The organism is Sulfitobacter mediterraneus (assembly GCF_016801775.1).
Taxonomy (GTDB): Bacteria; Pseudomonadota; Alphaproteobacteria; order Rhodobacterales; family Rhodobacteraceae; genus Sulfitobacter; species Sulfitobacter mediterraneus_A.
This window is the reverse complement of the sequence record NZ_CP069004.1, coordinates 1,093,236-1,119,233: the sequence shown is the minus strand read 5'-3', so window position 1 is coordinate 1,119,233 and position 25,998 is coordinate 1,093,236. Positions and strand designations below refer to the sequence as shown.

The following is a 25,998-nucleotide window of genomic DNA, read 5'->3' as shown; positions in this document are numbered from 1 at the left end:
AGGGCCGGGTTGGAAAGGCGGCTTACTGTAGCGGCCTGATTTTGCGTTCGCGCCAGACGGTATAGATGCCGGAGGCCACAATGATGGCCGCCCCCAGCAGGGTCAGCGTATCGGGGGATTCGTCAAAGATGACGACACCTGCAATCAGCGCAAAAATCAGCCGCGTATAACGGAAGGGCGTGACAAAGCCGATGTCACCTACGCGCGTTGCGGCAACAATGGCGTAATAGGCAAAAAGGCCAATGGTGATGGCCGAGATAACCTTGATCCAACCGCCAGAGGTCGGCGCGACAAGGCTTTCGCCGGTGAAAAACAACAAGATCACCCCCGCAGGCAGCACGGAAACAAAGCCAACAAAGCTGAGCTGCATCGACGACACGCTTGGCGGGATCTTGCGCGTGGACAGATCCCGCAGCGCCAGTGCAAAGACCGCGATCAGGGCCAGAATGGACAATAGTTCAAAGCTGTCCATGCCAGGCCGGATGATCAGCAAGACACCAAACAGCCCGACAAAAATCGCGCTCCACCGGCGCCAGCCCACAGGCTCGCCCAGGAACAGTGCCGCGCCCAGTGTGACCACCAGCGGGGTGGCCTGCAAAATCGCCGAAGCGCTGGAGATCGGGGTCAGCACGATGGCCGAGACAAAGGTCAGTGCGCCGATCAACTCGCCCATCGCGCGGGCCAGGATGGGCCAGGACAGCATTTCACGGGTGAACAGGGATTTGCCCTGTGCCAGAACCACCGCGCCAAAGACCGCCGATCCGCCAATGCCCAGCATCAACAGGATCTGCCCAATGGGCAGCGCGTCGGCCAGCAGCTTGATGAACATATCCTCAAGCGCAAAGCCCAGCATCGCCAATACCATTAGGACGGCGCCGCAAAAGTTGTCCATGTTCAGATCCCAGCCGATTGTCTTTTCCCCGCCATGACGGTTTTGGCGGCCAAGGGCAAGTGCGGCTGGAAGCTGCCTGCAACCGATGATAGCACGAGGCATGCAAAACGATGTTTCCCGGATTTCCCCGCTCACCTCCGCAATCACTCTTGCCATTGCGATCGCAGGTGCTGCCCTGGGATGGGCCATAAACGCGCCGGTCTATATGTTGCTTGGCCCGGCAATCGCGGTGACATTGGCGGGCTTGGGCGGCCTGACGACTGGTGTTGACCCCCGGCTTCGCGATTTGTGTTTCCTGCTGCTGGGGATCGCGGTCGGGGCGGGGTTCGACGCGGATGCGCTGGCGGCGATGCTGCGCTGGCCATTGGCCTTTGTCTTTATGGCGCTGATCATCTGGGCGATCCTGGTCCTGTGCCGGTTCATGCTGGTACGCGGGTTCGGATTTGATCCGCGCTCGGCCATCCTTGCCTCTGCGCCGGGGCATCTTAGCTTTGTCATGGCCATCGCAACCGACGGTGGTTCTGACGTGGCGCGGATCTCGATCACGCAATCGGTGCGGCTGTTGTCGCTGACGATTGTGGTGCCCTTTGTCGCCCTTGCCATGGGGATCGAAGTGTCGGGCAATGTTGCCCCGCAAGGCGATCAGATGAGCCTGCTGGTGATTGCTGTTCTTGCGGTTCTGGCCTCTGGGGTTGGCTATTTGTTCATGCGTTGGAACGTGCCGGCGCCGTTGTTGTTGGGCGGCATGGCGGTCAGTGCACTTGGTCATGTGACGGAATTGACGCCCGGTGTCTTGCCCGCATGGTTGATCCTGCCGGCCTATCTGGTGCTGGGCGGGTTGATCGGGACACGGTTTTCAGGGGTGACATTGGCGCGGCTGACCAGTGGGCTCATGGCCGGTTTGGCGATCACCGGCGTTGCGGTCGGGCTGGCGGCGCTTGGCGCAGTGCCGGTTGGCCTGGCACTGGGCATGCCTTTGGCGCATGTGCTGGTCGCCTTTGCACCCGGCGGTTTTGAAACGATGATCGCGATGGGCGCGGTGCTGGGCGTGATCCCCGGCTTCGTCGCGGCCTGCCATATCATGCGGCTTGTGGTGCTCAGCTTTGTTTTGCCCGCGATGTTGGCCCGTCAACGACGCAAAGAGGGCGCCGCCTAGCTGCCTTTCTTGAGCGGGACGCCGTAAAGCTCCATCCGGTGCCCGCGCAGCTCGTATCCCAGCTTCTTGGCGATGCGTTCCTGCAATTGCTCAATTTCGGCATCTACAAATTCGATGACCTTGCCGGAATTGAGATCAATCAGATGGTCATGGTGATCGCGCTCTGCATCTTCATAGCGTGCGCGCCCGTCACCAAATTCCAGCTTGTCGAGGATGCCCGCCTCCTCAAAGAGTTTGACCGTGCGATATACCGTGGCAATCGAGATTGCACCATCCAGCGCGGAGGCACGCGTGAACAACTCTTCGACATCCGGGTGGTCGCGGCTGTCTTCGATGACCTGGGCGATGATGCGGCGCTGGCCTGTCATGCGCAGCCCCATGCTTTCGCAGCGGGTGATGATGGATGTACTCATGGGCCGCCCCCGGTCGCCTGATCGTCAAAGAGCCCCCGTCTTAGCGGTGTTCGCGCCGCAGTTCTACAGGCTTTTGACCGCAGAGGTTGACTTTCGCGCCGCGAACCCCCATTTGACCGCTCAAGTGATGCTTCTGCCGCGTGAGCAGTTCCGGTGCCGGGGATACGCCCCAACAGTCCGGCTTGTAAGCTTCGCCTCTTGTTCCCAAAATCACGCGTGGGGCCAAACGCATCAGACAGGTGTGTGGCATATGGCCCGCGCGTGCGATCTGTTTTGCGTGACCCTGCCTGCGCCTTGAGAGGCGTGATGCAATAAGAAGAAGCGCCGGGGCGATGCCTCAAGGCGTTGGAAAGACGTAAGATGAGCGATTTTGACATGATGGACCTGCCGCCAAAACTGGTGGAGCGTCTGAATGAAATGGGTCTCAAAGACCCGACACCGATCCAGAGACAGGCAATTCCGCATGCGCTGAACGGGCGCGATGTGATGGGGCTGGCGCAAACCGGCACCGGCAAGACGGCGGCTTTTGGTGTGCCGCTTGTGGCGCAGATGCTTGAGATGGCGCAGCGGCCCAGCCCGAAATCCGTACGCGGTCTGGTTCTGGCCCCAACGCGGGAGCTGGCCCAACAGATCATGCAGAACCTCAAAGGGTTTTGCGAACGCACGCCTTTGAAGGTGCAGATGGTTGTCGGCGGCCAGTCGATCAATCCACAAATCAGCCGCCTCGCCAAAGGGGTGGATCTGCTGGTGGCCACACCTGGCCGGCTGCTGGATCTGATGGACCGCCGTGCCGTGCGGCTGGACGAAACCACTTTTCTGGTGCTGGACGAGGCGGACCAGATGCTCGACATGGGCTTTATCCACGATCTGCGCAAAATCTCGTCGGTGATCCCCAAGGAACGCCAGACCATGCTGTTCTCGGCGACCATGCCGAAACTGATGAACGAGATCGCCAACAGTTATCTGCGCAGCCCGATCCGCATCGAAGTGTCCCCTCCGGGCAAAGCGGCAGACAAAGTCACCCAAGAGGTGCATTTCATCGCCAAGGCCGAGAAAACCAATCTGTTGATCGAGCTTCTGGCAAAACACCGCGGTGAACGGGCGCTGGTCTTTGGCCGCACCAAGCACGGGTCTGAAAAGCTGATGAAAACGCTGGTGAAGGCGGGTTTTGATGCGGCATCCATCCATGGCAACAAATCCCAGGGTCAACGTGACCGCGCCATCGCGGGCTTCAAGTCCGGCGACGTGTCGATTCTGGTGGCAACAGATGTTGCGGCACGCGGCCTGGATATTCCGGACGTTAAACATGTCTACAATTACGACCTGCCAAACGTGCCGGACAATTATGTGCACCGCATCGGCCGGACCGCCCGCGCAGGCAAAGACGGCGCGGCCGTGGCCTTTTGTGCACCCGATGAGATGGGCGAATTGAAAGCGATCCAGAAAACCATGGGCGTCAGCATCCCTGTGGCCTCAGGTCGCCCGTGGGAGGCCGTTGACGCCCCCGACAAACCCAAGGGCAGGGGCCGCGGACGCGGTGGTCGCCCAGGGGGCGGCGGCGGTGGTGGCGGCAATCGCCAACAGGGGGGCGGCGGCTCCGGCAGCGGCGCACCCGGCAAACCCGGCGCAGGCCGCAGACGCCGGCGCGGCGGCGGTGGCAGCAAACCGGGCGGTCAGAAAGCCGCCTGACCCCGCGCCCTTTTTGGCCAAAAATACTCCTGTGCGACGCAAGCCCGTTGCGCAGGTTTTTCTTTTTCAGACAAGACCTTGCTGTCAGGTGTAAAGCGACGGCACGCCCATTTGGGCGTGGATCTCATTTACCTGGGCCGGTTGCAGGCCCAGACCCTGCGCGAGTTGGTGCAAATATTGCGCCTCGTCCTGAGTGTCGAGATCAATGCCCAGCACAGACATCGCATAGACCTGCGGCCCCATGCCTTGGGGCGCTTGTGCCACCAATCCGTCGATGTCCACCGGCGCCTGCAATTGCTGCTGCACAAAGGCAGCCTCTTCGGCATCCACATCGCCCAACTGGCCCAGCAGTTTTTCTTTTTCCGCCTCGTCGAAGGTGCCATCAGATTTGGCCGCCTGGATCATCGCGGCCAGCATGAGCGCGGCGGTGGCCTCCTGTTCTTGCGAGGGTTCAATCTCCGGCTCCGATGTCGCGTCAAATTGAGAGTTCAAAACCGCGCCAAAACTGGATGTGTTGCGGGCAGGGCGTTGCTCCATCGCCTTGCTGACCCCCGCCAGCAATCCACCCGCGCCGCCGGCCCCCGCCAAACCGCCGAGCAATCCACCAAGGCCGCTACCGCCGCCGCTTGAGCCGCCCAATTGTTCAAGCAAACCGCCCAATCCGCCCGCGCTGCCCGCACGGCTGGTGCCGCCAGCACCGCCCAGCAAACCGCCCAACATGTCGTTCAGCCCGCCGCCTGCCGCGCCGCCACCCCCGCCTGCCAGACCGCCCAGCAATCCACCAAGCCCGCTGCCCGCACCTTGGCCGCTGCCGCTTTTCTTCATCATCGAACTTGCGCCCTTGGCCAGCGCCACGCCAACCGCCACTTTTGCCAGTGTTTTCATCAAACTCATCTACAGATCTCCCGTTATGTTTGGCCCAACAGTGGCAGATTTGACGGTTGATGCGAGGGGAAATTCCGGCCGGTTGCGCCATGGGCAGGCTTTTGCACATTGACTTCGCCGCGCTGCTGCCCGTTTGTGGCCCGATGGACCGCAAATCTCATATGGATCTCATTGGCGCTGTGGCGCTGACGGCTTTTGCCTTTCACCTTGGCTTTAACCAAGTGGTGATCAAGGTGACATCGGGCGGGTTCAGCCCCGTCTTTTCTGCCGGCCTGCGGTCGGCGGGGGCGGTGCTGGTGCTGCTGTTGTGGATGTATCTGCGCGGGGTGCGCATCGCATTGCCGCGTCGGGCTTGGGTTGGCGGCATTTTATCCGGGGTGTTGTTTGCGCTGGAGTTCACCAGCGCATTTACCGCGCTTGATCTGTCTACGGTCAGCCGGGTTTCAGTGATTTTTTACTCCATGCCGGTCTGGTTGGCTTTGATGGCGCATTTCTTGCTGCCCGGAGAACGGCTGACAGCAGGGCGCGGCTTTGGTCTGGCGCTGGCTATGGCCGGGGTGGCCTTGGCACTGTTGGACCGAGACAGCGGCGCGGCCAGTTGGACGGGGGATCTGTTGTCGCTGTTGGCGGCGCTGTGTTGGGCCGGGATCGTGCTTTGTGTGCGGCTCACCCCGCTCAGCGAAGTGCCGCCCGCGCAACAGCTGATCTGCCAGGTCGCGATATCCGCGCCGATCCTGTTGTTGATTGCACCGTTTTTTGGCCCGCTGATGAGGGAGGTGGAGCCGATCCATATCGCAGGCCTGTTGTTCCAAATTCTGGCGGTGGCCAGTTTCGGCTATCTGATCTGGTTTTGGTTGATGACGATTTATCCGGCTTCCTCCGTCGCATCGTTCAGTTTTCTGTCGCCGGTGTTTTCGGTGCTCTGTGGCTGGTGGTTCCTGTCCGAGGAGGTGGCGCTGTCGATCTGGGCTGCCTTGGCGCTGGTGGCGGCGGGGATCTATCTGATCAACCGCAAACCCGGACGTCCCCGCAGCGCCTGAGTTTCTTGGCCAAATGGAGATCAGGTGCCGCAGAAGGTCGCCGGTACAATCTCTTCCTGGCTGGGCGGGCGTTGCAGGTCCGGATCGGTGTTTTCAAAGGGCGTGGTGAGTGCTTTCATCAGGCGGTGGAACGGGGTCATGTCGCCGGCAACTGCGGCCTCAATCATCTGTTCGATCCGGTGGTTGCGCGGGATGATCTGCGGATTTGCAGTTTGCATTCTGGACTGCGGGTCCGGTTCATCCTTGATCCGGTTCCGCCAGTTTTCTGCCCATACATCAAAGGCTTCTCGGTTTGTGAACTGATCGCGGGCATTCGGTTTGCAAAGGGAATTGAACGCATTTGCAAAATCCGCACCGTCGGTTTGCATCAACCCCAAAAGCGTATCAATCAGATCGCTGTCCTCAGCGCGGGGATCGGCGATGCCGATCTTTGCGGCAAAGCGTTTGAGCCAATTTGCCTCGATCTGTCCGGGCATGGCATGCACGATCTCTGTGGCCTCTTCGACAGCGGCCTCTTTGTTCTCAAAAAGCTGGATGAGGCTGGTGGCCAGCTGTGCCATGTTCCAGACCGCGATGTTTGGCTGATTGCCAAAGGCATAGCGCCCCTGTTGATCAATGGAACTGAACACCCGGTTCTGGTGAAAGCCGTCCATAAAGGCGCAGGGGCCGTAATCAATCGTTTCGCCGCTGATGGCGCAGTTGTCGGTGTTCATCACCCCGTGGATGAAGCCCACGGACATCCACGCCGGGATCAACGCGGCCTGCGCAGCGCAAACCCTGCGCAGCAGATCCATCGGCCCGCTGGCATCCGGATAATGCCGTTTGATCGCGTAGTCGGTGAGAATGCGCAGATGATCCACCTCACCACGATGGGCAAAAACCTGAAACGTGCCAACCCGCAGATGGCTTTGCGCTACGCGTGTCAGCACCGCACCGGGCAGCGCGCCCTTTTCACGCCAGATGTCTTCGCCGGTGGCAACCGCCGCCAAGGCGCGTGTTGTCGGGATGCCAAGGGCATGCATCGCCTCGCTCACCACATATTCGCGCAGCACCGGACCCAGCCAGGCGCGGCCATCGCCCATGCGCGAATAGGGAGTTGGGCCAGAGCCCTTGAGCTGTATATCGCGGCGAATACCGTCGTTGCCGATTACCTCGCCCAGCAGGATCGCCCGACCATCGCCCAATTGTGGATTGAAATTGCCAAACTGATGCCCCGCATAAAGTTGGGCCAAGGGCGCGGCACCTTCGGGCGTTTGATTGCCGCCAAAGACTTGCGCCAGATCGGGCACATCCGCCGCATCAATGCCCATCACCTTGGCCAGATCATCGTTAAAGGCCAGCAGCTTGGGTGCTTTGACCCTTGTTGGCGCCAGCCGCGTAAAAAAGGCATCCGGCAGTTGGGCATAGGAATTGTCAAAGGCGATGGTCATGGCCGTCCTTCAAAGTGTCTTTGACATGAACATATAGCGGTCGCGCGTGACAAATCCTGCGCGTTTGTAAAGTTTCACCGCCGCTTCATTGCCGCTGTCCACTTCGAGATGGATCGCCCGTAGACCGGCACCCGCCAGCGCACGGGGCAGAGACATCAGGGTTTCAGTGGCAATGCCGCGCCCACGCACGGCAGGGCGGATGTACAACTCGTCTATGATCGCATCGAGACCGCCAAACTCCACCGACCAGCCAAAACACACCACGATATAGCCGATAGGGCTGCGCGGTGGCCCGATCAGATAGGCAGCCCCGTGCGGGATACCATCCAGCAAAGGGGCCAGACCCGCGCGGCGGGCCTCATCCGACATGTCGATGCCTTCCTCGGCATGGAAAGCCGCAGCAAGCGTGGTGATCTTGTCCAGATGTTCCGGCTTGGCAAGGGTGAGGGCGGCGCTCATAGCCGGGCCAACCGTTCCGTCAGAAGGGAAAAGAACCCATCGGCGTCAATATCACCCATAAAGGTAGCGTTGGCCGGACGATCTGTCACGCGCCACCAGTCGGCAACGGTCATGCCCATGGTCAGTTCCGACTGGGTCTCGATCTCGACGTTAATGTGACGCCCTGTGAAGAGATCCGGATTGATCAGATAGGCGGTGACGCAGGGATCATGCAGCGGCGCACCGGCCGATCCGTATTTTTCTTTGTCGAAGCGTTCAAAGAAATCGGTCATTTCCGCCACGGCTGTTCCGACCGCCGTGCCGATATTGCGAAAGGCATCGTTGCGCGGTTTGGTGACCAATGCCTTATGCGTGACATCAAGCGGCATCACAACGATGGGCGCGCCACATTTGAACACGATATCAGCGGCTTGTGGGTCGACGTAGATGTTGAATTCCGCCGCCGGGGTGATGTTGCCCCCTTCGAAATAACCGCCGCCCATCAGCACGATCTTGGCGATCCGATTGGCGATATCGGGGGCTTTTTGCAGGGCTGTCGCGATATTGGTGAGCGGGCCAAGCGGGCACAGTGTGATCGTGCCGGGGGCATATTCGCGCAGCTGATCAATGATAAAATCCACCGCATGGCCGTCTTGCAGGGGCATTGTCGGGTCAGGCAGGTCGGGGCCATCAAGGCCGGTTTTGCCATGTACATGTTCCGCCGTCACCAGATCGCGGCCAAGGGGGCGATCACAGCCGGCAAAGACTTTGACATCGCTGCGCCCCGCCAGTTCACAGATGATCCGCGCGTTTTTCGAGGTCAGGTCAAGCGGCACATTGCCCGCCACACAGGTGATGCCCAGCACCTCCATGTCTTCGGGGCTGGCCAGGGCCAATAGGATTGCGACGGCGTCGTCCTGTCCGGGGTCTGTGTCGATGATGATCTTGCGGGCGGGCATAGTGTGTTCCTTTTTTCCACTGGAATAGGGCATGAGGTCTGCGAGCAAAAGGTCCGTTCAATCCTTGGTGGCGGCGGCACGCTCATCCGCTTTGATGTCATTCCACATGGCGTCCATTTCTTCGAGGTTGCTTTGTGCGGGCGTTTTGCCGATGGCGGCTAATTTTGCCTCTACCCCTTCAAAGCGTTTGGTGAATTTGGCATTGGCACGGCGCAAGGCTGCCTCGGGGTCAAGATTGAGGTGGCGGCCGAGATTGGCCATCACAAACATCAGATCGCCAAATTCCTCTTCGATCTGATCTCGTGTCAGCTCATTCTGGGCCTCGACCAATTCGGCAGCCTCTTCCTTGATCTTGTCGAGCACCTGCGTGGTTTCAGGCCAATCAAAGCCGACCCGCGCCGCCCGTTTTTGCAATTTATACGCCCTCAGCAGGGCGGGCAGACCAATCGCGACCCCGTCCAAAGCCCCTTTTTGCGCTTTGCCCGCGCGCTCTTGCGCTTTGATCGCTTCCCAATCGGCGGTTTGCTGTTCCGCGGATTTGTCGCGCGATTCCTCGCCAAAGACATGCGGGTGCCGCGCCACCATTTTATCGCTTATGTTCTGCACCACGGATTGAAAGGTAAAATGTCCGGCCTCTTCGCCCATCGCGGTGTGATAAACCGTCTGGAGCAGCAGATCGCCCAGCTCACCTTCGAGTTCGGGCCAATCACGTCGCTGGATCGCATCGGCCACTTCGTAAGCTTCTTCAATGGTGTAGGGGGCGATGCTGTCAAAATCCTGTTCGATGTCCCATGGGCATCCGGTCTGCGGATCGCGCAGGCGGCGCATGATCTCCAGCAGGCGATCGATGCCTGCGGATTGGTCGTTTATCAGGGTGTCGGGCATTGCAGCTTTGTCCTTGGTGGTGTCAGATGCAGCCTGATCAATTCTGAACCAAGGAGTCCACCCCATGCCTGTCGTCAACCGCATCGCCGATTTCAGTGCCGACATGGCCAAGTGGCGTCAACATCTGCACACAATCCCTGAACTGGGGTTGGAATGCCACCAAACAGCGGCCTTTGTGGCGGAGCGATTGCGCGAATTCGGAGTCGATGAAATTCACGAGGGGATCGCAAAAACCGGTATCGTGGCGATCATCAACGGGCAGGGGGACGGCCCGACAATGGGTCTTCGGGCCGATATGGACGCGCTGCCGATCACCGAAGAAACCGGTGTGCCCTATGCCAGCACCCATGAGGGGAAAATGCATGCCTGCGGCCATGACGGGCATACGGCGATGCTGCTTGGCGCGGCGAAATATCTGGCGGAAACCCGCAATTTTTCAGGGCGGGTGGCGCTGCTTTTCCAGCCTGCCGAAGAAATTATCGGCGGCGGTGAGATCATGGTTAAAGAAGGGGTGATGGACCGTTTTGACATTGGCCAGATCTATGCGCTGCACAATGCGCCGGGGCTTGAGTTTGGCCGTTTTCACACCACGCCGGGGCCGATCATGGCGGCAGCCGATACCTTTACGATCAACCTCACCGGCAAAGGGGGGCATGGCGCCCGACCACATGATTGCGTTGATCCCGTCGTGGCGGCCTGCGCGATTGTGCAAAGCTTGCAAACCATCGTCAGCCGCAACGTTGACCCGCGCCAGCAATTGGTTGTTTCTACGACACAAATCCACACTGGCACCACCGACAATGTGATCCCTGAAGAGGTCTATATCAACGGAACTGTGCGCACCTTTGACAAGGATGTTCAGGCCATGGTCGTGCGGCGGATGCAGGCGATTGTAGACGGTCATGCGGCCAGTTTTGACCTTAAGGCCGAGCTGGATTTCGAGTTTGGCTATCCGCCCACGGTCAATAATCCGGGCAAGGCAGACTTTGCCGTCGATGTGGCTGGCGAAGTCGCCGGGGAGGCGGGGGTTGAGGCGGATTTCCCCCCTGTGATGGGCGCCGAGGATTTTTCCTACATGCTTGAGGCGCGTCCCGGTGCCTATCTGATGCTGGGGCAGGGTGAAGGCGCAGGCGTGCATCACCCCAAGTACAATTTCAATGATGACATTGCCCCTATTGGCGCGTCTTTCTTTGCGCGTCTGGTGGAGCGGGCGCAGCCCGTCGCGGGGAAGTAACATGGCACTGGAGGATGCAAAAAACCAGGTTGATCAGGCGTTTACCCGTGACGATCTCAAGGGGCCAAGCTTTGAAAATGCCTTTGGTGGGGCCACGTCGTTTCTGCGGCGGCGCTACACCAAGGATCTGACGGGCGTTGATATCGCCGTGACGGGGGTGCCGTTTGATCAGGCCGTGACCAACCGCACCGGCACCCGCCTTGGCCCGCGCGCGATCCGCGAGGCGTCCAGTTTGCAACCCTATGATCCGCCCTATGGCTGGGACTTTGATGTGCTGAGCGAATTTGCCATCGCGGACTATGGTGATCTGGCCTTTGATTATGGTCACGTCAGTCAGTTCCCTGCCGCTTTGACCGCGCATATCAAGGGGATTCTGGATGCCGGCGCGGCCAGCGTTGTTCTGGGGGGCGATCATTACATCAGCTTTCCGATTCTCAAGGCCTATGCCGAAAAATATGGGCCTATCAGCCTGTTACAGTTCGATGCTCACTCAGATACATGGCCCGATGACGACATGGACCGAATTGATCATGGGACAATGTTTTACAAGGCGGTGAAGTCGGGCATCGTTGATCCTGAAACCTCTGTGCAGGTGGGCATTCGCACGACCAATCCAGACACTTTGGGTGTTACAACCATTGACGCCCGTGAGGTGCATGAACTGGGGCCTGCTGCCGCCGTCGCCAAGATCAAGGCGGTTCTGGGGGACCGGCCATGTTACCTGACCTTCGACATTGATGCGCTTGATCCGGCTTTTGCGCCGGGGACCGGAACACCTGTCTGGGGCGGTTTGACCTCGGCGCAGGCGGCGATCATGCTGCGGGATCTGGCGGGGATCAACATCATGGGCGGTGATATCGTGGAGGTCTCTCCGCCATTTGACACAACAGGTGCCACCGCGATTGCGGGGGCCCATGTCGCCACCGAAATCCTGTGTCTGCTTGGCCACCGGATGAGAACGGCATGAGCACGTTCAACCAACCGATTGGCGGCAATGATCTGGCGCGATTCTCGGGGCCGAACACCTTTATGCGGTTGCCGTCTGCAAATGATCTGGCGGGGCTGGACGTGGCGGTCTTGGGCGTGCCGATGGATATCGGCACCAGCTGGCGATCAGGTACGCGTTTTGGCCCCAAACAGATCCGGGCGGAATCGGCGATGCTGCGCCCCTATAACCTTGGCACCGGGGCTGCGCCATTTGATGCATTGCAGGTTGCGGACATCGGAGATCTGGCGATCAATACTTTCTCTCTGAGTGATAGTTTACGCATTATTTCAGAAAGTTATGACGCAATCCTCAAGCATGACGTGAGGCCTTTGGCGATGGGCGGCGATCATTCAATAACTCTGCCGATCCTGCGGGCCATCGCGCGCAAACATGGGCCGGTCGCGCTGGTCCATGTGGACGCCCACGCCGATGTGAATGATGAGATGTTCGGCGAGCGTGAGACCCATGGCACAGTGTTTCGACGCGCATATGAAGAAGGGCTGATAAACCCCTCCAAAACCTATCAAATCGGCATTCGGGGGTCGGGCTATTCTGCCGAGGACTTCTCGGAAGCCGCAGGCTGGGGGTTCCAGCAGTTTCCGGCTGAGGGGCTGTGGGGGCGTGATCTGTCATCGCTGGGTGCTGAGGTTCGGCGCGATATTGGCGATCTGCCCACCTATGTGACCTATGACATCGACAGCCTTGACCCCGCCTTTGCACCCGGCACAGGCACGCCTGAGATTGCCGGATTGACCACGCCGCAGGCGTTGCAATTGATCCGTGCCTTGCGAGGGGTCAACATCATCGGCGGCGATCTGGTTGAGGTTTCTCCGCCTTATGACACATCCGGCAACACGGCGCTGACCGGGGCGAATATCCTGTTCGAGATGCTCTGCGTTCTGCCCGGTGTCAGCTACCGCTAGCGGCAGCCGAACAATATGAAGAAGGGAATTGTGATGTCCATATGGGTGGTTTTGCTGCTGTCCGTCGCGGCTGTGGCTTACGTCCGACTGGCCCCGTCTGATCAGGGGAAGTGGCACAAAGCGGCGCCTTTTCAAAGCGTTGAAGAAAAGCACGGCAAAGGTTTTTACATCTGGAGACAAGCGGCGGAGGACGACGGCACAGCCACACTTGCCGCGTTGGACCAGATTATCCGCGCAGAGCCGCGCACCAAGCTATTGGCAGGATCACTGGCTGACAAGCAGCTCACCTATGTGTCGCGCTCCAAGGTCGTGGGCTTTCCCGACTATACGACAATTGGCATCTACCAGACGCCCGAGGGGCAAAGCTATCTTGAGGTCTATGGGCGTTTGCGCTTTGGCCGGTCAGATCTTGGGGTAAACGCCAAGCGGATTAAAGGTTGGCTCGGGCAATTGCAGGTCTGAAGACAGGCACCCTTGCTGCACTTCGCGCCACATCGGCACGTTCAGCGACATCTGGCATTGTGCCATGAACATGCGCCCATCCACTTGCAAACAAATGGTTTCTCCCAGCTCGACCCGGCTTCCGGAGCGGTCCGTACAATAACAATCAATCGTCTTGCCGCCGGGGCCGACCACATCGGCGGTTGCGGGAAGGGCGAAAAGGCTTGCGATCAGTGCGATGCGTTTCATGCGCCTAGTATAGCACGATGCGGCCCTTGACCAAAGCCCCTGCATCCGCCAGAGGTTTGCCATGATCCCGATCGACCGACTTGAACAAATTTCTCAGCGTTTCCAGTATCTGGAAGCGGCAATGTCCGCAGGCTCCGATGGGGCGGATTTCGCCGCTTTGGCCAAGGAATACGCAGATCTGCGCCCGGTGGTGGAGCAGATTGAGGCCTACAAACAATTGCTCAGCGATCTGGCCGAGGCCGAGGCGATGCTGGCAGATCCCGAGATGGCAGAGCTGGCGCAAGAGGAACTGCCCGCACTCAAGGCCGCGCTGCCCAAGGCGGAAGAGGCCTTGCAACTGGCGCTGTTGCCGCGCGATGCGGCGGATGCGAAACCGGCCATGTTGGAGATCCGCCCTGGCACAGGTGGCGATGAGGCCGCGCTTTTTGCCGCCGATTTGTTACGCATGTATCAACGCTACGCCGAGGCGCGCGGTTGGGCTTTTGAGCTGATCGAAGAACAGATGACCGAACTTGGGGGCGTCAAAGAGGTGGTCGCGCATATCAAGGGCGACAACGTTTTTGCGCGTCTCAAGTTCGAAAGCGGCGTTCATAGGGTCCAGCGGGTGCCAACCACCGAAAGCGGCGGGCGTATTCATACCTCTGCGGCGACGGTTGCGGTGCTGCCAGAGGCCGAAGATGTGGACATCGAGATCAACGCCAGTGATTTGCGGATTGATACGATGCGATCCTCCGGTGCGGGGGGGCAGCATGTAAACACCACCGATTCTGCCGTGCGGATCACCCACCTGCCAACCGGGATCGTGGTGACGTCCTCGGAGAAGTCCCAGCACCGGAACCGCGACAAAGCCATGCAGGTGCTCAAAGCGCGGCTCTATGATCTGGAACGCAGCCGGGTGGATAGTGAACGGTCGGCAGACCGTGCCGCGCAGGTGGGGTCGGGGGATCGTTCAGAGCGTATTCGCACCTATAATTTCCCTCAGGGGCGCATGACGGACCACCGGATCAATCTGACCTTATACAGGCTCGACAGTGTGATGCAGGGCGATCTTGACGAGATTGTGGATGCCCTGACCGCCGATGCACAAGCGCGGCAACTGGCCGAGATGAACCAATGAGCGCACCCACGGCGGCACAGGCGATGGCCGCCGCCGCAGCACGGCTGAGGGCCGCAGGTGTGCCAGATCCGGCCCGCGATGCGCGGATCCTGCTGGCCCATGCGGCCTCGGTTGATGCGGCGCGTGTGACGTTGATCGCCCCCGAAGAGATTGCGCCAGAGATCGCCGAGCGGTTTGAACAACTGGTCGCCTTGCGCGCGGTGCGCGTGCCGGTGTCCCAATTGATTGGCAGCCGGGGGTTTTATGGCCGCGATTTCCGGATCAGCCGCGATGTGCTGGACCCGCGCCCCGAGACAGAGACCTTGATCGAATTGGCGCTTTCTGCCCCGTTTGAGCGGGTGCTGGACCTTGGCACCGGATCAGGCTGCATTTTGGTGACATTGCTGGCCGAGCGGCGAACAGCAAGCGGTGTCGGTGCCGATTTGTCCGAAGCGGCCTGTTTGCAGGCCAGCGCCAATGCGGTGCTGCACGAGGTGGCCGGACGGGCTGAGGTGATCCAGTCTGATTGGTTTGACCGGATCGAGGGGCGGTTTGATCTAATCGTATCCAACCCGCCCTATCTTGCCGCAACCGAAATGGCAGATGTCGCGCCTGAATTGCGCGATCATGAACCGGCGATGGCGCTCACCGATGGGCTGGATGGTCTCTCGGTCTACCGGATCATCGCCGATCAGGCACAGGGTTATCTGACCGCAAAGGGGCGTGTTCTGGTCGAGATCGGCTGGCAGCAGGGCGATGCAGTTTGCGCGATATTCCGCGATGCAGGCTGGGCTGGCGTGACATTGGCACATGATCTGGATGGGCGTCCGCGTGTCGTTTGTGCCGATACACCGGCCTGATTGGGCAAAAAAACACCTAGTTAGCCGGATTTTCTGCACTTTTGGCTTGCCGCGGGTCACTTGAAATGCTTATTCAAAGATGTTGCAGCGGTGGATGCCTTAGGGCGGTCCCGCGCGGCGTTAAGCCCAACAAATAGCTCAACCGGGATTGAATGGCGGCCAAGTGCCACCCGGTTATTTTCGAAGAACAGCATACAAGGCTGAAATTTTTCATGAAATCCACGAGATCCCGGTCCCGGTCGAAGAACAATCGCAATCGCCAACAGCAAGGCGGTAACGTTGTTAATCGCGTCTTTGACAGCTCTGGCCCAGAAGGCAAAGTGCGCGGCACACCGCAGCAGGTGATTGATAAATACAATCAGCTGGCCCGTGATGCACAGTTGAGCAATGACCGCGTGGCGGCAGAGAACTTTCAGCAGCACGCAGAGCATTATCTGCGCATGCTGGCCGAAGCGCAGCGTGAGATGGATCAGCGCCGTGAAGAGCAAGAGCGCCAGAACCGTGAGCGTCAGGCCGAGCGGGACCGCGAGCGCGCAGAGCGGCAGGAGCGCGAAGCGAACCAGCAGCCACAGAATGATCCGGCAAATGTCCCACAGCCCGACGTTGGCAGCGATGACAATGCCGAGGCAAAAGGCAGTGACGAGGACAGCGGTCTGGTGGAAACACCAGAAAGCAAACCCAAGCCCAAACGCCAGCCGCGCCGCAAGCCCAAGCCAAAGTCCGAGGGCGACGCGCCGCAGGGCAACGGCAGCGGCGATCAACCCGAGGCGGCGGAGTAAACCGGCGAATTCAGGTCAGTAAGACATTCCAACCGCCCTTCGGGGCGGTTTTTTGTTGGTGTCATTTGGCGTCTGCCACAAGGTTAGTATCAGGAAGTTTGTGCCAGACTTACCGGCAGCTTGATCATTTGCCCTTGCCCTTGGCCTTGGCAACCTCGCGGGCCAGGGCGCAGAACCCTTCAAGGGGAACCTGCTCGGCCCGTTCTGTAGGCTTGATCCCAGCGGCATTCAGCACCTCTTCGATCTCGGGAACCACACCCTTCAACGCGGCCCGCAGCATTTTGCGGCGTTGGTTGAAGGCGGCGGCCACCACATGGCTGAGCACGGCTGGATCGGCGGGAAAGCGCGGCTCGGGCAGGGCGTCCAGATGTACCACGCTGGAGGACACTTTCGGCGGCGGGGTAAAGGCGCCAGGGGGCAATTGCAGCACGATCTTGGCCTCGGCCCGCCACTGCGCCAGTATCGCAAGACGTCCATAGGCCTTTGATCCCGGTTGCGCGACGATCCGTTCGGCGACCTCGCGTTGGAACATCAAGGTCAGGCTTTGCCAGAACGGAGGCCATTGCGGCGGCGTCAGCCAGCGCACCAACAACTCGGTCCCGACGTTATAGGGCAGGTTCGCCGCCACGCGGATGGGCGGGGTCAGATGGGACAGTGGATTGACCTCAAGCGCATCCCCCTCGATCACCGTCAAACGGTCTGGATAGGCCTCTGCGATCTCGGCCAGCGCGGGCAGGCAGCGGCTGTCTTTTTCGATGCACAGCACCCGCCGCGCCCCTTCGGCCAGTAACCCGCGGGTCAAACCGCCGGGGCCGGGGCCAATCTCAAGAACATCACAGGCGCTCATGTCGCCTGCCTGCCGGGCGATTTTGGCCGTAAGGTTCAGATCCAGCAGAAAGTTCTGGCCCAGTGACTTGCGGGCCGACAGCCCATGGTTGGCAATCACTTCGCGCAGCGGGGGCAGGGTGTCGATTGCGCTCATGAGTGTTGGGCCATTCTATATGCGGTCCTGATCGCTTCGATCATGCTGGTCGGATTGGCGATGTCTTTGCCTGCAATGTCAAAGGCCGTACCGTGATCGGGCGAGGTGCGTACAAAGGGCAGCCCCAGCGTCACGTTCACCCCACGGTCAAAGTCCAGCGTTTTGATCGGGATCAGCGCCTGATCGTGGTACATCGCGACCGCGGCGTCATAGCGGGCACGGGCAGCGGCATGAAACATCGTGTCGGCGGGCAATGGGCCTGCCAGATCAAAACCTTCGCCGCGCATCTGGTCCAGCAGGGGCGCGATCCAGTCGCATTCCTGCCGCCCCATGGCGCCGCCTTCGCCGGCGTGTGGGTTGAGACCGGCCACAGCAAGGCGCGGCGCGGCGATCCCGAACATATCTCGCAGCCCCGCATGGGTGATCTCGATCGTGCGGCGCAGTCTTTCGGGGGTCAGGGCGGTTGGCACCTGATCGAGCGCAATGTGAATCGTTGCAGGCACCACCCGCAATTGGTCAGAGGCCAGCATCATCACCACATCCGTCACCCCGCCAAGGGCGGCGAGATATTCGGTGTGACCCGGATAGGCAAAACCTGCGCCATCCATCAGCGCCTTTTTGTGAATGGGCGCGGTGCAAAGTGCGGTCGCCTGTCCTGTGCGGACCAGATCAACACCGGCGGCGATCACATCAATCACATGCTGTGCATGGGCGGGGTCGGGCTGTCCGGCAATGGCGGGGCTGCCAAAATCATATGCAAGAACCGGCAAGGCGTCGGGCGATAGGGCCGCGGCTTGCGATGCATCATCGACCACCTCAAATGCGGTGCCTTGAGGCAGATGGCGCGGATCGCCCAGCCACAGCAGCGGGATTTCGTCCTTCAGCGCGGCCCATGCCGATGCGGCAACTTCCGGACCTATGCCTGCGGGTTCGCCGCAGGAAAGGACAACCGGCCGCCTGCTGAGGCTCATTTGTAGATGATGCGGGCTTCGGCGCGCAGTTGCTGCAACAGTTGGTTGGAATAGCCTTGCAATTTTTGCTGGCGCAGGGCGTTCAGAACGGCGTCGCGGTCGGTTTCGGCGTTGGCCTCTGCGGTGCGTTTGCACAGCATCAGCAGCACAAGGTTCTGGCCATTGGCGCGGGTCAATGCCGTGGAGGTTTCACCGGGGTCCAGCTTGGACAGCTCGATGGCGTAATCCTTGGGCAATTCGCCGGGCTTTTTGGTTTCGCGGACCAGAACTTCAGGAGGCTGGCCCTTGGCGATGCCGTAAAGGTCGTCGCAGACATCCACCTTGCCTTGAATGCGTGCGGCCTCTGCCAATGCGGCCTCTGACCGACCTCCGGGAATGAAATAGGCGGCGTATTCAATGGCGGAATAGCTTTGTTCCGGGGCGCCGGTTTCTTCGATCGCACGCAGCTGGAACAGCGCCACGGCATTGGGGATCGGCAATGGCGAAGTGACTTCACCCGGGGCAAGGGCCAGCAACAGCGGCTGTAGGGAGGGTGGCAATTTGGAAAGTGGCGTCCAAGGCAGGCGCCCACCGGCACCGCGAGAGGCCGTCGCGGAATATTTCCGCGCATAATTTGAGAATTCGGCCTCGGAGGTGGTCTGCGAGATTTGACCGGCCAATGCATTGACCCGCGCAGCCTGTGGCGGCGGGGCAGGAATGATAATTTCCGAGACCAGCACACGCAGACCGCTGCCGCCGCTGCTGGCGCCCATGGCACGGTCAATTTCTGCATCCGTGATGTTCACCGAATTGAGATAGCGCGCGCGGATCAGCTCGCGCCAAATCAGTGACGTGGTGACATAATCGCGGAAGGTTTCGCGCGATACGCCGGATTGCTCCAGCGCCTTGGTAAACTCTTCGGTCGTAAGGTTTGCACGGGCCGCAAATTCGCTCAGCCCGGTTTGGATGCCTTCCTCGGTCAGCTCAAGCCCCACATCGGTGGCGGCGCGATTGCGCAGGCGATCATCGATCAGGCCTTCCACGACGCTGTCGCGGTCAGACCCCGGTGCGTTGAGCAATTGCAGGAACCGCTGGCGCTGCTGCACTTCGAATTCTGTGACCACCATGCTGTCGACCCGAACAACAGGTGCAAACAGGTTTTGGGCGCTGGCCGAGTGCCCGCCAAGCGTAACAGCCGCCATCAAGGCAAAGGTGCGGGTCGCCTTGGCGAGGGTGGTGATGATCATTTCCGACATGAGCGCAGGTATCTCTCTGTTCCGGTTGACGCGGCAAAGCCCCGTAGGCCGACGTTAAAGCCGATATTGGTGGTAGGCTCAACACTAGTTGAGGATGAATAGCTCCGCCAGACCGAGAGATCGACGGTAACACATTCATTGTCATATTGCAGGCCAACGCCTGCTGTGGCGGCGCGGTCATCCGCCACGTTGAACCGCCAATCGGCACGGGCGGTCCATTGGTTGTTGATCTGGTAATTGCCCTTGAGGAAAATCTCCGAGACGGCATTGGCGCGATCTTCGGCTGGATCGGCATCAAGCCAGATATAGCTGCCCGAAACCCAGCCGCGTTTGAACTCCCAAATGCCGCGCAATTCGGCCTTGGCAAAATCCAGATCCTCGTCGATCAGGCTGCGCCCCAGAATGGAGAAGCCGCCCGGCATTTTCACCTGTCCGGCAATCAGGAAACTTGAGGTTGTCCCCGTCAGGCCCGAGGTGTCGGAAAAGGCCGTGTCGGCCTCACCGCGCAGCACTTGACCCACACTGACATGGGCGTTCCAGCCTGTTGGATCAAACCGCGCCCAGTTCACGCCGATCGCCGCCACGGTCTTGCGTTCACGCCGGTCGGGGCGGGGAAAGCGGGACAGTGACAACAGGTTGCCTTCGTCAAATTCCACCCGCGTGCTTTCGTCGTTGGGCACGTTCAACCGGTTGCCCCCGGTCCAGGCCAGTTGCGCCACGGGTTCCAGCATCTGTGTGACGCCGCCCGCGCCGTGGCGGATCATGGGATAACGCAGGGCCACCGCGGCATGGGGGACCACTTCGGAATGGTTTTGGGGGAAAGTTTGATCCTGCGTGATGTCAAAAAAGTTAAAACTGGCCCCCATGCGCAGATCGGCCACAACACCGGAGGAATAGGTAAACCGGCGCAGCCATTCGGCCTGCCCATGCAAACGCGCCACATCGCGGCCATCCACGATCAGGTCCGCATCCGGCCCGTCCGTATCCCTGTCCGAATTGCGTCTGTGACTGTGCGCCCGCAGGCTCAGCCGCAGTTCGCCGCCCCAGGCTTTGGGGAACAGGCGTTTTTCATATTCACCGTCCAGAACGATCGTGGGCAGGTTGTCGTTGATATCACCGTCCCGCAGGCTTTCGAAATTGTAGACACTGGCGCGGATGTACTCATCCCGCCGCGCGCGGCTGAGGGTGACGTCACTGGAAAGGCGGTCCCCGTCAAAATAGCCGTATTCAGAGAAATAACTGCGATCGCTGGTGGCTTGCAGGCTGAAGGTCAGCTTGTAATCCCGCTTGAAATCAAAGGCGCCAGACCCGATCAGATAACCACGCAGCTTGCCCGGACGCTGGTCATCGCGGGTCAAGGCGCCGTCAAAGGTGATATATCCGCGCCGGAATGCCTGGCGGTAGCGCAATTCAATCGTGCGGGTCGCACTCGATAAATAGGGGGTGATGGTCAGATCGCGATGATCGCCCAGCTTGACAAAATACGGCAGTTTCAACCCGGTCCCAAGTTGCGATGTGGTCCGGATGGAGGGCACAAGAAAACCTGTCGCCCGTTTCAGATTCGGATCGGGCAGGCGCAAATGCGGGATATATAGAACCGGCACGTTGAGAATGCGAAACTGTGCCTCATCGAAATAGAGCTGCTGTTCCACCTTGTCGTGGACAATCCGGCGGGCGCGGATCTGCCACAGGGGCGGGCGGCCATCCTGACAGATCCGGCAGGACGTGACCGAGGCTTTGTAAAGCTGGCTGTAGCGCCCATCCACCTGGTTGATTTGCTGTGCGGCCAGTTGCAATTGCTGGTTCAGGATCAGCCGCGCCGACAGCAACAAGCCCGAGCGCAGGCGGTTGTTCAATTCGCCGGCATCGGCAAGAAGCACACTGTCATCGCCATCGGTGATGACAATCGGCCCCTCCAGGATCAATGCGCCGGTGTCCTGGTTGTAGCGGATCGCGCTGGCCCGAATTTGCGTGGTGCCCTGGAAAGCCTCGACATTGCCCTGCGCCACCAAGGTACGGTCACGGGTGATATAGACTTGATCGGCGATCAAAACCGCCGGTTGCGGCGGTGCGTTCTGGGCCCGGGCGGAAAACGTCAGCGTGCCGATGGCCAAAACAGCAAGAAGAAAAGATCGCAGCAACACCGGTCAGCCATCCTCTGCGTGCAACAGCAGGCCAAGCGCCAGCAGAATCGCCGCCACGGGCGGTGCCCAAGCGGCAAGCATCACGGGAATTTGCCCGTTTTCACCCAAAATCTGCGCAAAACTGCGAATAAAATACAAACCAAACCCCAGCAGGACAGATGCCAGAACGGCCACCCCCGTGCCGCCAAAACGGGTATGGCGCATGGTAAAGGCACTCGCAACAAGAACCATCGCAACAAGAAAGAAGGGACGGGCGATTTCGGTTTGCAGCCAGACCTTGTGGCGGCGCGGGCTGAAGCCTGCCTGCTCTAACTGGCGGATGAAGTCGGGTAGATTGTAGATCGATACAGCCCCCGGTTTGCCAATGCTTTCGCGAATGCGGTCAAGGGTCAGGGAGGAAGGTATCACCAGTGTTTCAAAAACCTCTGCGTTGGCTTCTGCATTTTGACCGGCGGCCAGCGGCCATGACTTGGCATTGCGCAGGGACCATTGGCCGTTTTGCAACGCGGCGCTGCCCGCCTCGATCCGGCGCACGGGGCCGTTGGCATTGTCATAAGACAGGAACGTCACATCAAACAGAACGGATGCATCGGCGTTGGACCGCCAGGCGCGGATCACGGTCTGGCCCGACGCGCTGCCTTGGCGCAGCCACAGCCCCTCGTCGCTGATCGACAGGGCAGATGCACCGCCCGCGCGGTAACTTTCCGACAACTGCAAATACCGATTGCCCGTCGCCGCGACGATGGGATTGAGCATGCCAACCGCCATCACACCGATGATCAGCGCAACCACCACCGGAGATATCAAGGACCGTAGTGCCGAACGTCCCGCCGCCCGCGTCACCACCATTTCGGAGGATCGAGCCAGCGAGATAAACAGCGTCACCGTGGCGAGGATCATGATCAGAGGCAGAATCAAATTGATGGTCTGCGGCGCGTTGAGCAGAGTCAGCCCCATGATGTTCTGCCAGCCGATATCATAGCTGCCGAACTTGCGGGCCTGTTCCACCGCATCCACCAGCATCACCAGCGCAAACAGCACCGCCGTGATCAGCAAAAAGGTCATCGCAAAGCGACGGGCAAAATACAGGTGCAGGATCATGATGCAGCCCTTCTGCGGCGCAACCGGTACAGCCAACCGGGGTTTGACGCCTGCCAAAGCATTCCGATCACAAGTAAGAATCCGACTAAGGACGGCAGATAGAGCAGGGGCCAATTCTGGGCATCTGCCCGGACAATATCGACCAGAACGCCGCGCATGCCATCGATTGAGATCAACAAGCCAAATGCAATGGCCACCTCACGCCATACGCCAAAGCGCGAGAAACCACCCAGTAGAAGCGTCGCAAAACCAACCATCGCTGCAATGACGCAAAACAGAGGTTGCGCAAACCGGGCGTGCAGCTCCTCGGCGATGGACCCCGTCGGCTCTCCGGTGTTGGCAGCGATGGCGTCCCAATCGCCGATCAGGTCGGGGGTGATCATATTGCCAACCGACTTGTTGCCACTGGGGGCTTTGGTCATCAAGCCGGAGATATCAAAGGAAAAATCGCGGAACTTGGCCGTTGCGAGGCGGTTGTCTGCAGTGCCAAGCCGCTGCGCCAGCCCGTCCACCATGATCAATGTCGTGCCATCGCCGTTGCGCACCAGATAGGCCTCCGCCGCGGTGTAAATGACACCTTGTTCAGGATCGCGCCGGTCCGACAGGAACACATCGCGCAACACCCCATCTTCGTCGATCAGACGGGTGTAGAACGTTACCTTTTCCGTTGGGTGCAGGAACGTGCCTTCGGTCAGCAACCGCGAGGTAACGTTCTGGGATATCTCGTTTTCGCGCTGGTTCAACTGGGCCTGTGCCATCGGCACAAGGTAATGGCTCAGCACACTCATCATCAGGGCAACGCAAAGGCCGTAAACCAGCACGGGCCGCGCCAGCCGCCATGGGCTGGTGCCGGTGGATTGCAAAACCGTCAGCTCGGATTCGCCGCTCATCCGGTTGGTGACATAGACCGCGCCTGCAAAGGCCGCGATGGGCAAGACCGTGGTGATCAGCTTGGGCAGGCTAAGCGAGGTAAACTCAAGGAAAACAAGGGCCGATTGCCCATCACCGATCAAACGGTCAAACAGGACAACCGCCCGGTTGATCCAGAACAGGGCCACCAGTACCAGCGCGAAAAAGCCGAACATCACAAGAAGCTGCGACAGCAAATAGCGGTCGAATTTGGCCACTGCGACTCCCCCAAGTTGCTCTAACGGCGTGTTGGCACAATCTTACTGCATTATCTGATCGGCGAAAACTGCTATCTGGTCATGTCGGCGGTGCCGCGCTAGGTCTTGTCGCGAAACCAGACAGAGGCCTGCGCAATGACAACTTTGACACCCATCACATTCGAAAGCACCGAGATCGACCAGATCGCGGAACATCAGGGGCGGATTGCCGTATTTGTCGATCCCGAAGGTCGCCTTGATGCCGGGGCGCGGCGGGTCAACAAGCTGATGCGCGGGGCGCTGTTGCGTCTGGTGGAGGGCGAGGGGTTTGCCAAGGCCAAGGCCGGGGACCTGCATGTCATGTCCTACCCGACGGGTTTGGCGGCCGAGGCGGTGGATGTGGTGTTCCTGCCGCGCAAGGCATCGGTACAGGAGGCGCGGCGCGCAGGTGCGTCATTGGCCAAGCGCCGCGGCAAGTCCAATGTGCTGGCGCTGGCGGCAGGCATGCGGCGGGTGGCAGATATGGCTTTTGGTTTGGCGATGCGTGACTATGGCTATGACGCGCAAAAATCAGACGCCAAACCGCGTGCCGGGGCCGTGACCATCATGTGCGGTAAACCCGATGAAGCGAGCGAGGCAGCAGCGCCATTGCTGGCCGTTGCCGAGGGCGCATTCATGACACGTGATTTGACCAATGCGCCAGCAAATGTGTTGACCACCAGCAGCTTCGCCGACGAACTTGTTGCGATGGGTGAACTGGGCCTCAAGGTTGAAGTTATGGATGAAGACGAGCTTGCAAACCTCGGTATGCGCACACTTTTGTGTGTGGGACAGGGATCTGACAGCCCCTCCAAGGTTGTGGTCATGCACTGGGACGGCGGCAAGAAAGGCGATGCGCCTTTGGCGCTGGTTGGCAAGGGCGTGGTGTTTGACACCGGCGGGATCAGCCTGAAGCCCGGCGCGGGTATGGAAGACATGACCATGGACATGGGCGGCGCGGGCGTTGTCTCCGGCGTGATGCGCAGCCTGGCTTTGCGCGGGGCCAAGGCCAATGTGGTCGGTCTGGTAGGTCTGGTTGAAAACATGCCCTCGGGCAATGCGGTGCGCCCCGGCGATGTGATCAAATCCATGAAGGGCGATACGGTTGAGGTCATCAACACAGATGCCGAAGGGCGTTTGGTGCTCTGTGATGTGATGTGGTACGCGCAGGAACGCTTCAAACCTTCCGCAATGATTGACCTGGCGACCTTGACCGGTGCAATCATCATCGGGCTGGGCCATGAGAACGCGGGCGTGTTCTCCAATGATGATGACCTGTGCAACGATTTCCTCAAGGCCGCCAAGGCCGAGGGTGAGGGCGCGTGGCGGATGCCTTTGGGTCAGGCCTACGACGATATGCTCAAAAGCCGGATTGCAGATATGAAAAACATCGGCGGACGTCCGGCGGGCTCGGTCACGGCGGCGCAGTTCCTGCAACGGTTTGTCAAAGACGACGTGCCGTGGATTCACCTCGATATTGCCGGTGTGGCTTCGGTCAAATCCGAAACCGCGCTGGCCCCTGTCGGCGCGACGGGCTGGGGCGTTGCGACGTTGAACCGTTTGATCGCAGATCGGTACGAGGTGGAGTAACGCCGATGGGCGCTGCGTTTTTCTATCACCTGACGCGGAAATCACTGGCGGAAACGCTGGTGATGCTGCTGGGCAAATCGCTTGATAACGGATGGAAGGTCGCGGTGCGCGGGACAGATGCATCGGCCCTTGCCGCGCTGGATCAGGCGCTGTGGCGGGGGCCAGAGGACAGCTTTTTGCCCCATGGTCTGGCCGGCGGGCCGCAGGACGCGGATCAACCGGTTCTGTTGACCACAACCACGGAGGCCCCCAACCGGCCCAATTGCGTGATGTCCGTGCACGGGGCCGAGGTCAGCGCCGAAGAAGTGGGGACATTGGACAGGGTGTGTATCTTGTTTGACGGCATGGACGAGGCGGCGGTGGCCCATGCCCGTACCCAGTGGAAGACCCTCAAGGACGCAGGCGCGTCGGCGCAATATTGGTCGGAAGAATCAGGGCGTTGGGAAAAAAAGGCAGAGACTTGAGAGGTTTGG

The 25,998-nt window shown here is 60.0% G+C and carries 26 protein-coding genes; 12 read left to right on the top strand and 14 right to left on the bottom strand.

Going from position 1 to position 25,998, the window contains the following annotated elements; genetic code table 11:
- Positions 1 to 22: 22 nt before the first annotated feature.
- The gene (locus JNX03_RS05465) at positions 23 to 892 is read right to left on the bottom strand and encodes a DMT family transporter (protein WP_203211405.1); all 870 of its coding nucleotides are present in this window, start codon (positions 890 to 892) and stop codon (positions 23 to 25) included.
- A 100-nt stretch (positions 893 to 992) separates the two neighbouring features.
- Between JNX03_RS05465 and JNX03_RS05460 the strand changes: the two genes are divergently transcribed.
- A complete protein-coding gene (locus tag JNX03_RS05460) occupies positions 993 to 2,048 on the top strand; it encodes an AbrB family transcriptional regulator (RefSeq protein WP_203211404.1) in 1,056 nt (351 codons plus the stop codon).
- On the opposite strand, the gene JNX03_RS05455 is transcribed toward JNX03_RS05460, so the two are convergent.
- A complete protein-coding gene (locus JNX03_RS05455) occupies positions 2,045 to 2,461 on the bottom strand; it encodes a Fur family transcriptional regulator (RefSeq protein WP_203211403.1) in 417 nt (138 codons plus the stop codon). The genes JNX03_RS05460 and JNX03_RS05455 overlap by 4 nt on opposite strands.
- A gap of 360 nt (positions 2,462 to 2,821) precedes the next feature.
- Here JNX03_RS05455 and JNX03_RS05450 point away from each other — a divergent pair, with 360 nt between their 5' ends.
- Positions 2,822 to 4,150 (top strand): DEAD/DEAH box helicase, encoded by a 1,329-nt coding sequence (locus tag JNX03_RS05450; protein ID WP_203211402.1) that lies wholly within the window; start codon positions 2,822 to 2,824, stop codon positions 4,148 to 4,150.
- An 84-nt stretch (positions 4,151 to 4,234) separates the two neighbouring features.
- Here the strand turns inward: JNX03_RS05450 and JNX03_RS05445 are convergent, their stop codons facing one another.
- On the bottom strand, positions 4,235 to 5,044 hold the full coding sequence (locus JNX03_RS05445) for a tellurite resistance TerB family protein (RefSeq protein WP_203211401.1): 810 nt from the start codon (positions 5,042 to 5,044) through the stop codon (positions 4,235 to 4,237).
- 134 nt (positions 5,045 to 5,178) lie between these two features.
- Between JNX03_RS05445 and JNX03_RS05440 the strand changes: the two genes are divergently transcribed.
- Positions 5,179 to 6,075, top strand: coding sequence for a DMT family transporter (locus JNX03_RS05440; RefSeq protein ID WP_203211400.1), 897 nt, complete (start codon positions 5,179 to 5,181; stop codon positions 6,073 to 6,075).
- A 20-nt stretch (positions 6,076 to 6,095) separates the two neighbouring features.
- On the opposite strand, the gene JNX03_RS05435 is transcribed toward JNX03_RS05440, so the two are convergent.
- The 4 genes from JNX03_RS05435 to mazG are packed head-to-tail and all read right to left on the bottom strand — an operon-like array spanning position 6,096 to position 9,787.
- Complete coding sequence (locus JNX03_RS05435; protein ID WP_203211399.1) at positions 6,096 to 7,505, bottom strand: protein adenylyltransferase SelO; 1,410 nt, start codon at positions 7,503 to 7,505, stop codon at positions 6,096 to 6,098.
- Positions 7,506 to 7,514: 9 nt separating this feature from the next.
- Positions 7,515 to 7,964 (bottom strand): GNAT family N-acetyltransferase, encoded by a 450-nt coding sequence (locus JNX03_RS05430; RefSeq protein WP_203211398.1) that lies wholly within the window; start codon positions 7,962 to 7,964, stop codon positions 7,515 to 7,517.
- Positions 7,961 to 8,902, bottom strand: a complete 942-nt coding sequence (locus tag JNX03_RS05425) for a nucleoside hydrolase (RefSeq protein ID WP_203211397.1) — start codon at positions 8,900 to 8,902, stop codon at positions 7,961 to 7,963. The genes JNX03_RS05430 and JNX03_RS05425 overlap by 4 nt, the downstream gene beginning before the upstream one ends.
- 57 nt (positions 8,903 to 8,959) lie before the next feature.
- Positions 8,960 to 9,787, bottom strand: a complete 828-nt coding sequence (gene mazG, locus JNX03_RS05420) for a nucleoside triphosphate pyrophosphohydrolase (protein ID WP_203211396.1) — start codon at positions 9,785 to 9,787, stop codon at positions 8,960 to 8,962.
- Positions 9,788 to 9,851: 64 nt separating this feature from the next.
- On the opposite strand from mazG, the gene JNX03_RS05415 reads away from it, so the two are divergent.
- Genes JNX03_RS05415 through JNX03_RS05400 form a run of 4 tightly spaced genes read left to right on the top strand, consistent with a single transcriptional unit; the run spans position 9,852 to position 13,394 of the window.
- Entirely contained in the window at positions 9,852 to 11,021 is a 1,170-nt protein-coding gene (locus JNX03_RS05415) for a M20 aminoacylase family protein (protein WP_203211395.1), read from the top strand.
- Between the two features lies 1 nt (position 11,022).
- The gene (gene speB / locus JNX03_RS05410) at positions 11,023 to 11,988 is read left to right on the top strand and encodes an agmatinase (RefSeq protein ID WP_203211394.1); all 966 of its coding nucleotides are present in this window, start codon (positions 11,023 to 11,025) and stop codon (positions 11,986 to 11,988) included.
- On the top strand, positions 11,985 to 12,932 hold the full coding sequence (gene speB, locus JNX03_RS05405) for an agmatinase (RefSeq protein ID WP_203211393.1): 948 nt from the start codon (positions 11,985 to 11,987) through the stop codon (positions 12,930 to 12,932). Before speB (JNX03_RS05410) ends, speB (JNX03_RS05405) begins: the two co-directional genes overlap by 4 nt.
- A gap of 33 nt (positions 12,933 to 12,965) precedes the next feature.
- Positions 12,966 to 13,394 (top strand): DUF1499 domain-containing protein, encoded by a 429-nt coding sequence (locus JNX03_RS05400; RefSeq protein WP_231024148.1) that lies wholly within the window; start codon positions 12,966 to 12,968, stop codon positions 13,392 to 13,394.
- Here the strand turns inward: JNX03_RS05400 and JNX03_RS05395 are convergent.
- Positions 13,335 to 13,622, bottom strand: coding sequence for a hypothetical protein (locus JNX03_RS05395; RefSeq protein WP_203211391.1), 288 nt, complete (start codon positions 13,620 to 13,622; stop codon positions 13,335 to 13,337). The genes JNX03_RS05400 and JNX03_RS05395 overlap by 60 nt on opposite strands.
- A 61-nt stretch (positions 13,623 to 13,683) precedes the next feature.
- On the opposite strand from JNX03_RS05395, the gene prfA reads away from it, so the two are divergent.
- The 3 genes from prfA to JNX03_RS05380 all read left to right on the top strand — a co-directional run bounded on the left by prfA (position 13,684) and on the right by JNX03_RS05380 (position 16,357).
- Positions 13,684 to 14,739 carry a peptide chain release factor 1 gene (prfA, locus tag JNX03_RS05390; protein WP_203211390.1) on the top strand — a complete coding sequence of 352 codons (1,056 nt, stop codon included), beginning with the start codon at positions 13,684 to 13,686 and terminating at the stop codon, positions 14,737 to 14,739.
- On the top strand, positions 14,736 to 15,578 hold the full coding sequence (gene prmC, locus JNX03_RS05385; protein ID WP_203211389.1) for a peptide chain release factor N(5)-glutamine methyltransferase: 843 nt from the start codon (positions 14,736 to 14,738) through the stop codon (positions 15,576 to 15,578). The genes prfA and prmC overlap by 4 nt, the downstream gene beginning before the upstream one ends.
- Before the next feature lie 212 nt (positions 15,579 to 15,790).
- A complete protein-coding gene (locus JNX03_RS05380; RefSeq protein ID WP_203211388.1) occupies positions 15,791 to 16,357 on the top strand; it encodes a DUF4167 domain-containing protein in 567 nt (188 codons plus the stop codon).
- 124 nt (positions 16,358 to 16,481) lie between these two features.
- Here JNX03_RS05380 and rsmA read toward each other — a convergent pair whose 3' ends face one another.
- Genes rsmA through lptF form a run of 6 tightly spaced genes read right to left on the bottom strand, consistent with a single transcriptional unit; the run spans position 16,482 to position 23,917 of the window.
- Complete coding sequence (gene rsmA, locus JNX03_RS05375) at positions 16,482 to 17,339, bottom strand: 16S rRNA (adenine(1518)-N(6)/adenine(1519)-N(6))-dimethyltransferase RsmA (RefSeq protein ID WP_203211387.1); 858 nt, start codon at positions 17,337 to 17,339, stop codon at positions 16,482 to 16,484.
- Positions 17,336 to 18,310, bottom strand: a complete 975-nt coding sequence (gene pdxA / locus JNX03_RS05370; protein ID WP_203211386.1) for a 4-hydroxythreonine-4-phosphate dehydrogenase PdxA — start codon at positions 18,308 to 18,310, stop codon at positions 17,336 to 17,338. The genes rsmA and pdxA overlap by 4 nt, the downstream gene beginning before the upstream one ends.
- Positions 18,307 to 19,545 carry a peptidylprolyl isomerase gene (locus JNX03_RS05365; protein WP_231024147.1) on the bottom strand — a complete coding sequence of 413 codons (1,239 nt, stop codon included), beginning with the start codon at positions 19,543 to 19,545 and terminating at the stop codon, positions 18,307 to 18,309. The genes pdxA and JNX03_RS05365 overlap by 4 nt, the downstream gene beginning before the upstream one ends.
- Entirely contained in the window at positions 19,533 to 21,689 is a 2,157-nt protein-coding gene (locus JNX03_RS05360) for an LPS-assembly protein LptD (RefSeq protein WP_331000469.1), read from the bottom strand. Before JNX03_RS05360 ends, JNX03_RS05365 begins: the two co-directional genes overlap by 13 nt.
- Positions 21,690 to 21,692: 3 nt before the next feature.
- Entirely contained in the window at positions 21,693 to 22,790 is a 1,098-nt protein-coding gene (gene lptG, locus JNX03_RS05355) for an LPS export ABC transporter permease LptG (RefSeq protein WP_203211385.1), read from the bottom strand.
- On the bottom strand, positions 22,787 to 23,917 hold the full coding sequence (gene lptF, locus JNX03_RS05350) for an LPS export ABC transporter permease LptF (protein WP_203211384.1): 1,131 nt from the start codon (positions 23,915 to 23,917) through the stop codon (positions 22,787 to 22,789). Before lptF ends, lptG begins: the two co-directional genes overlap by 4 nt.
- Positions 23,918 to 24,052: 135 nt before the next feature.
- Between lptF and JNX03_RS05345 the strand changes: the two genes are divergently transcribed.
- Both JNX03_RS05345 and JNX03_RS05340 read left to right on the top strand, forming a co-directional pair.
- Positions 24,053 to 25,525: a leucyl aminopeptidase gene (locus JNX03_RS05345; protein ID WP_203211383.1), complete on the top strand. Its 1,473-nt coding sequence runs from the start codon at positions 24,053 to 24,055 to the stop codon at positions 25,523 to 25,525.
- 5 nt (positions 25,526 to 25,530) lie between these two features.
- The gene (locus JNX03_RS05340) at positions 25,531 to 25,989 is read left to right on the top strand and encodes a DNA polymerase III subunit chi (protein WP_203211382.1); all 459 of its coding nucleotides are present in this window, start codon (positions 25,531 to 25,533) and stop codon (positions 25,987 to 25,989) included.
- Positions 25,990 to 25,998: the final 9 nt, after the last annotated feature.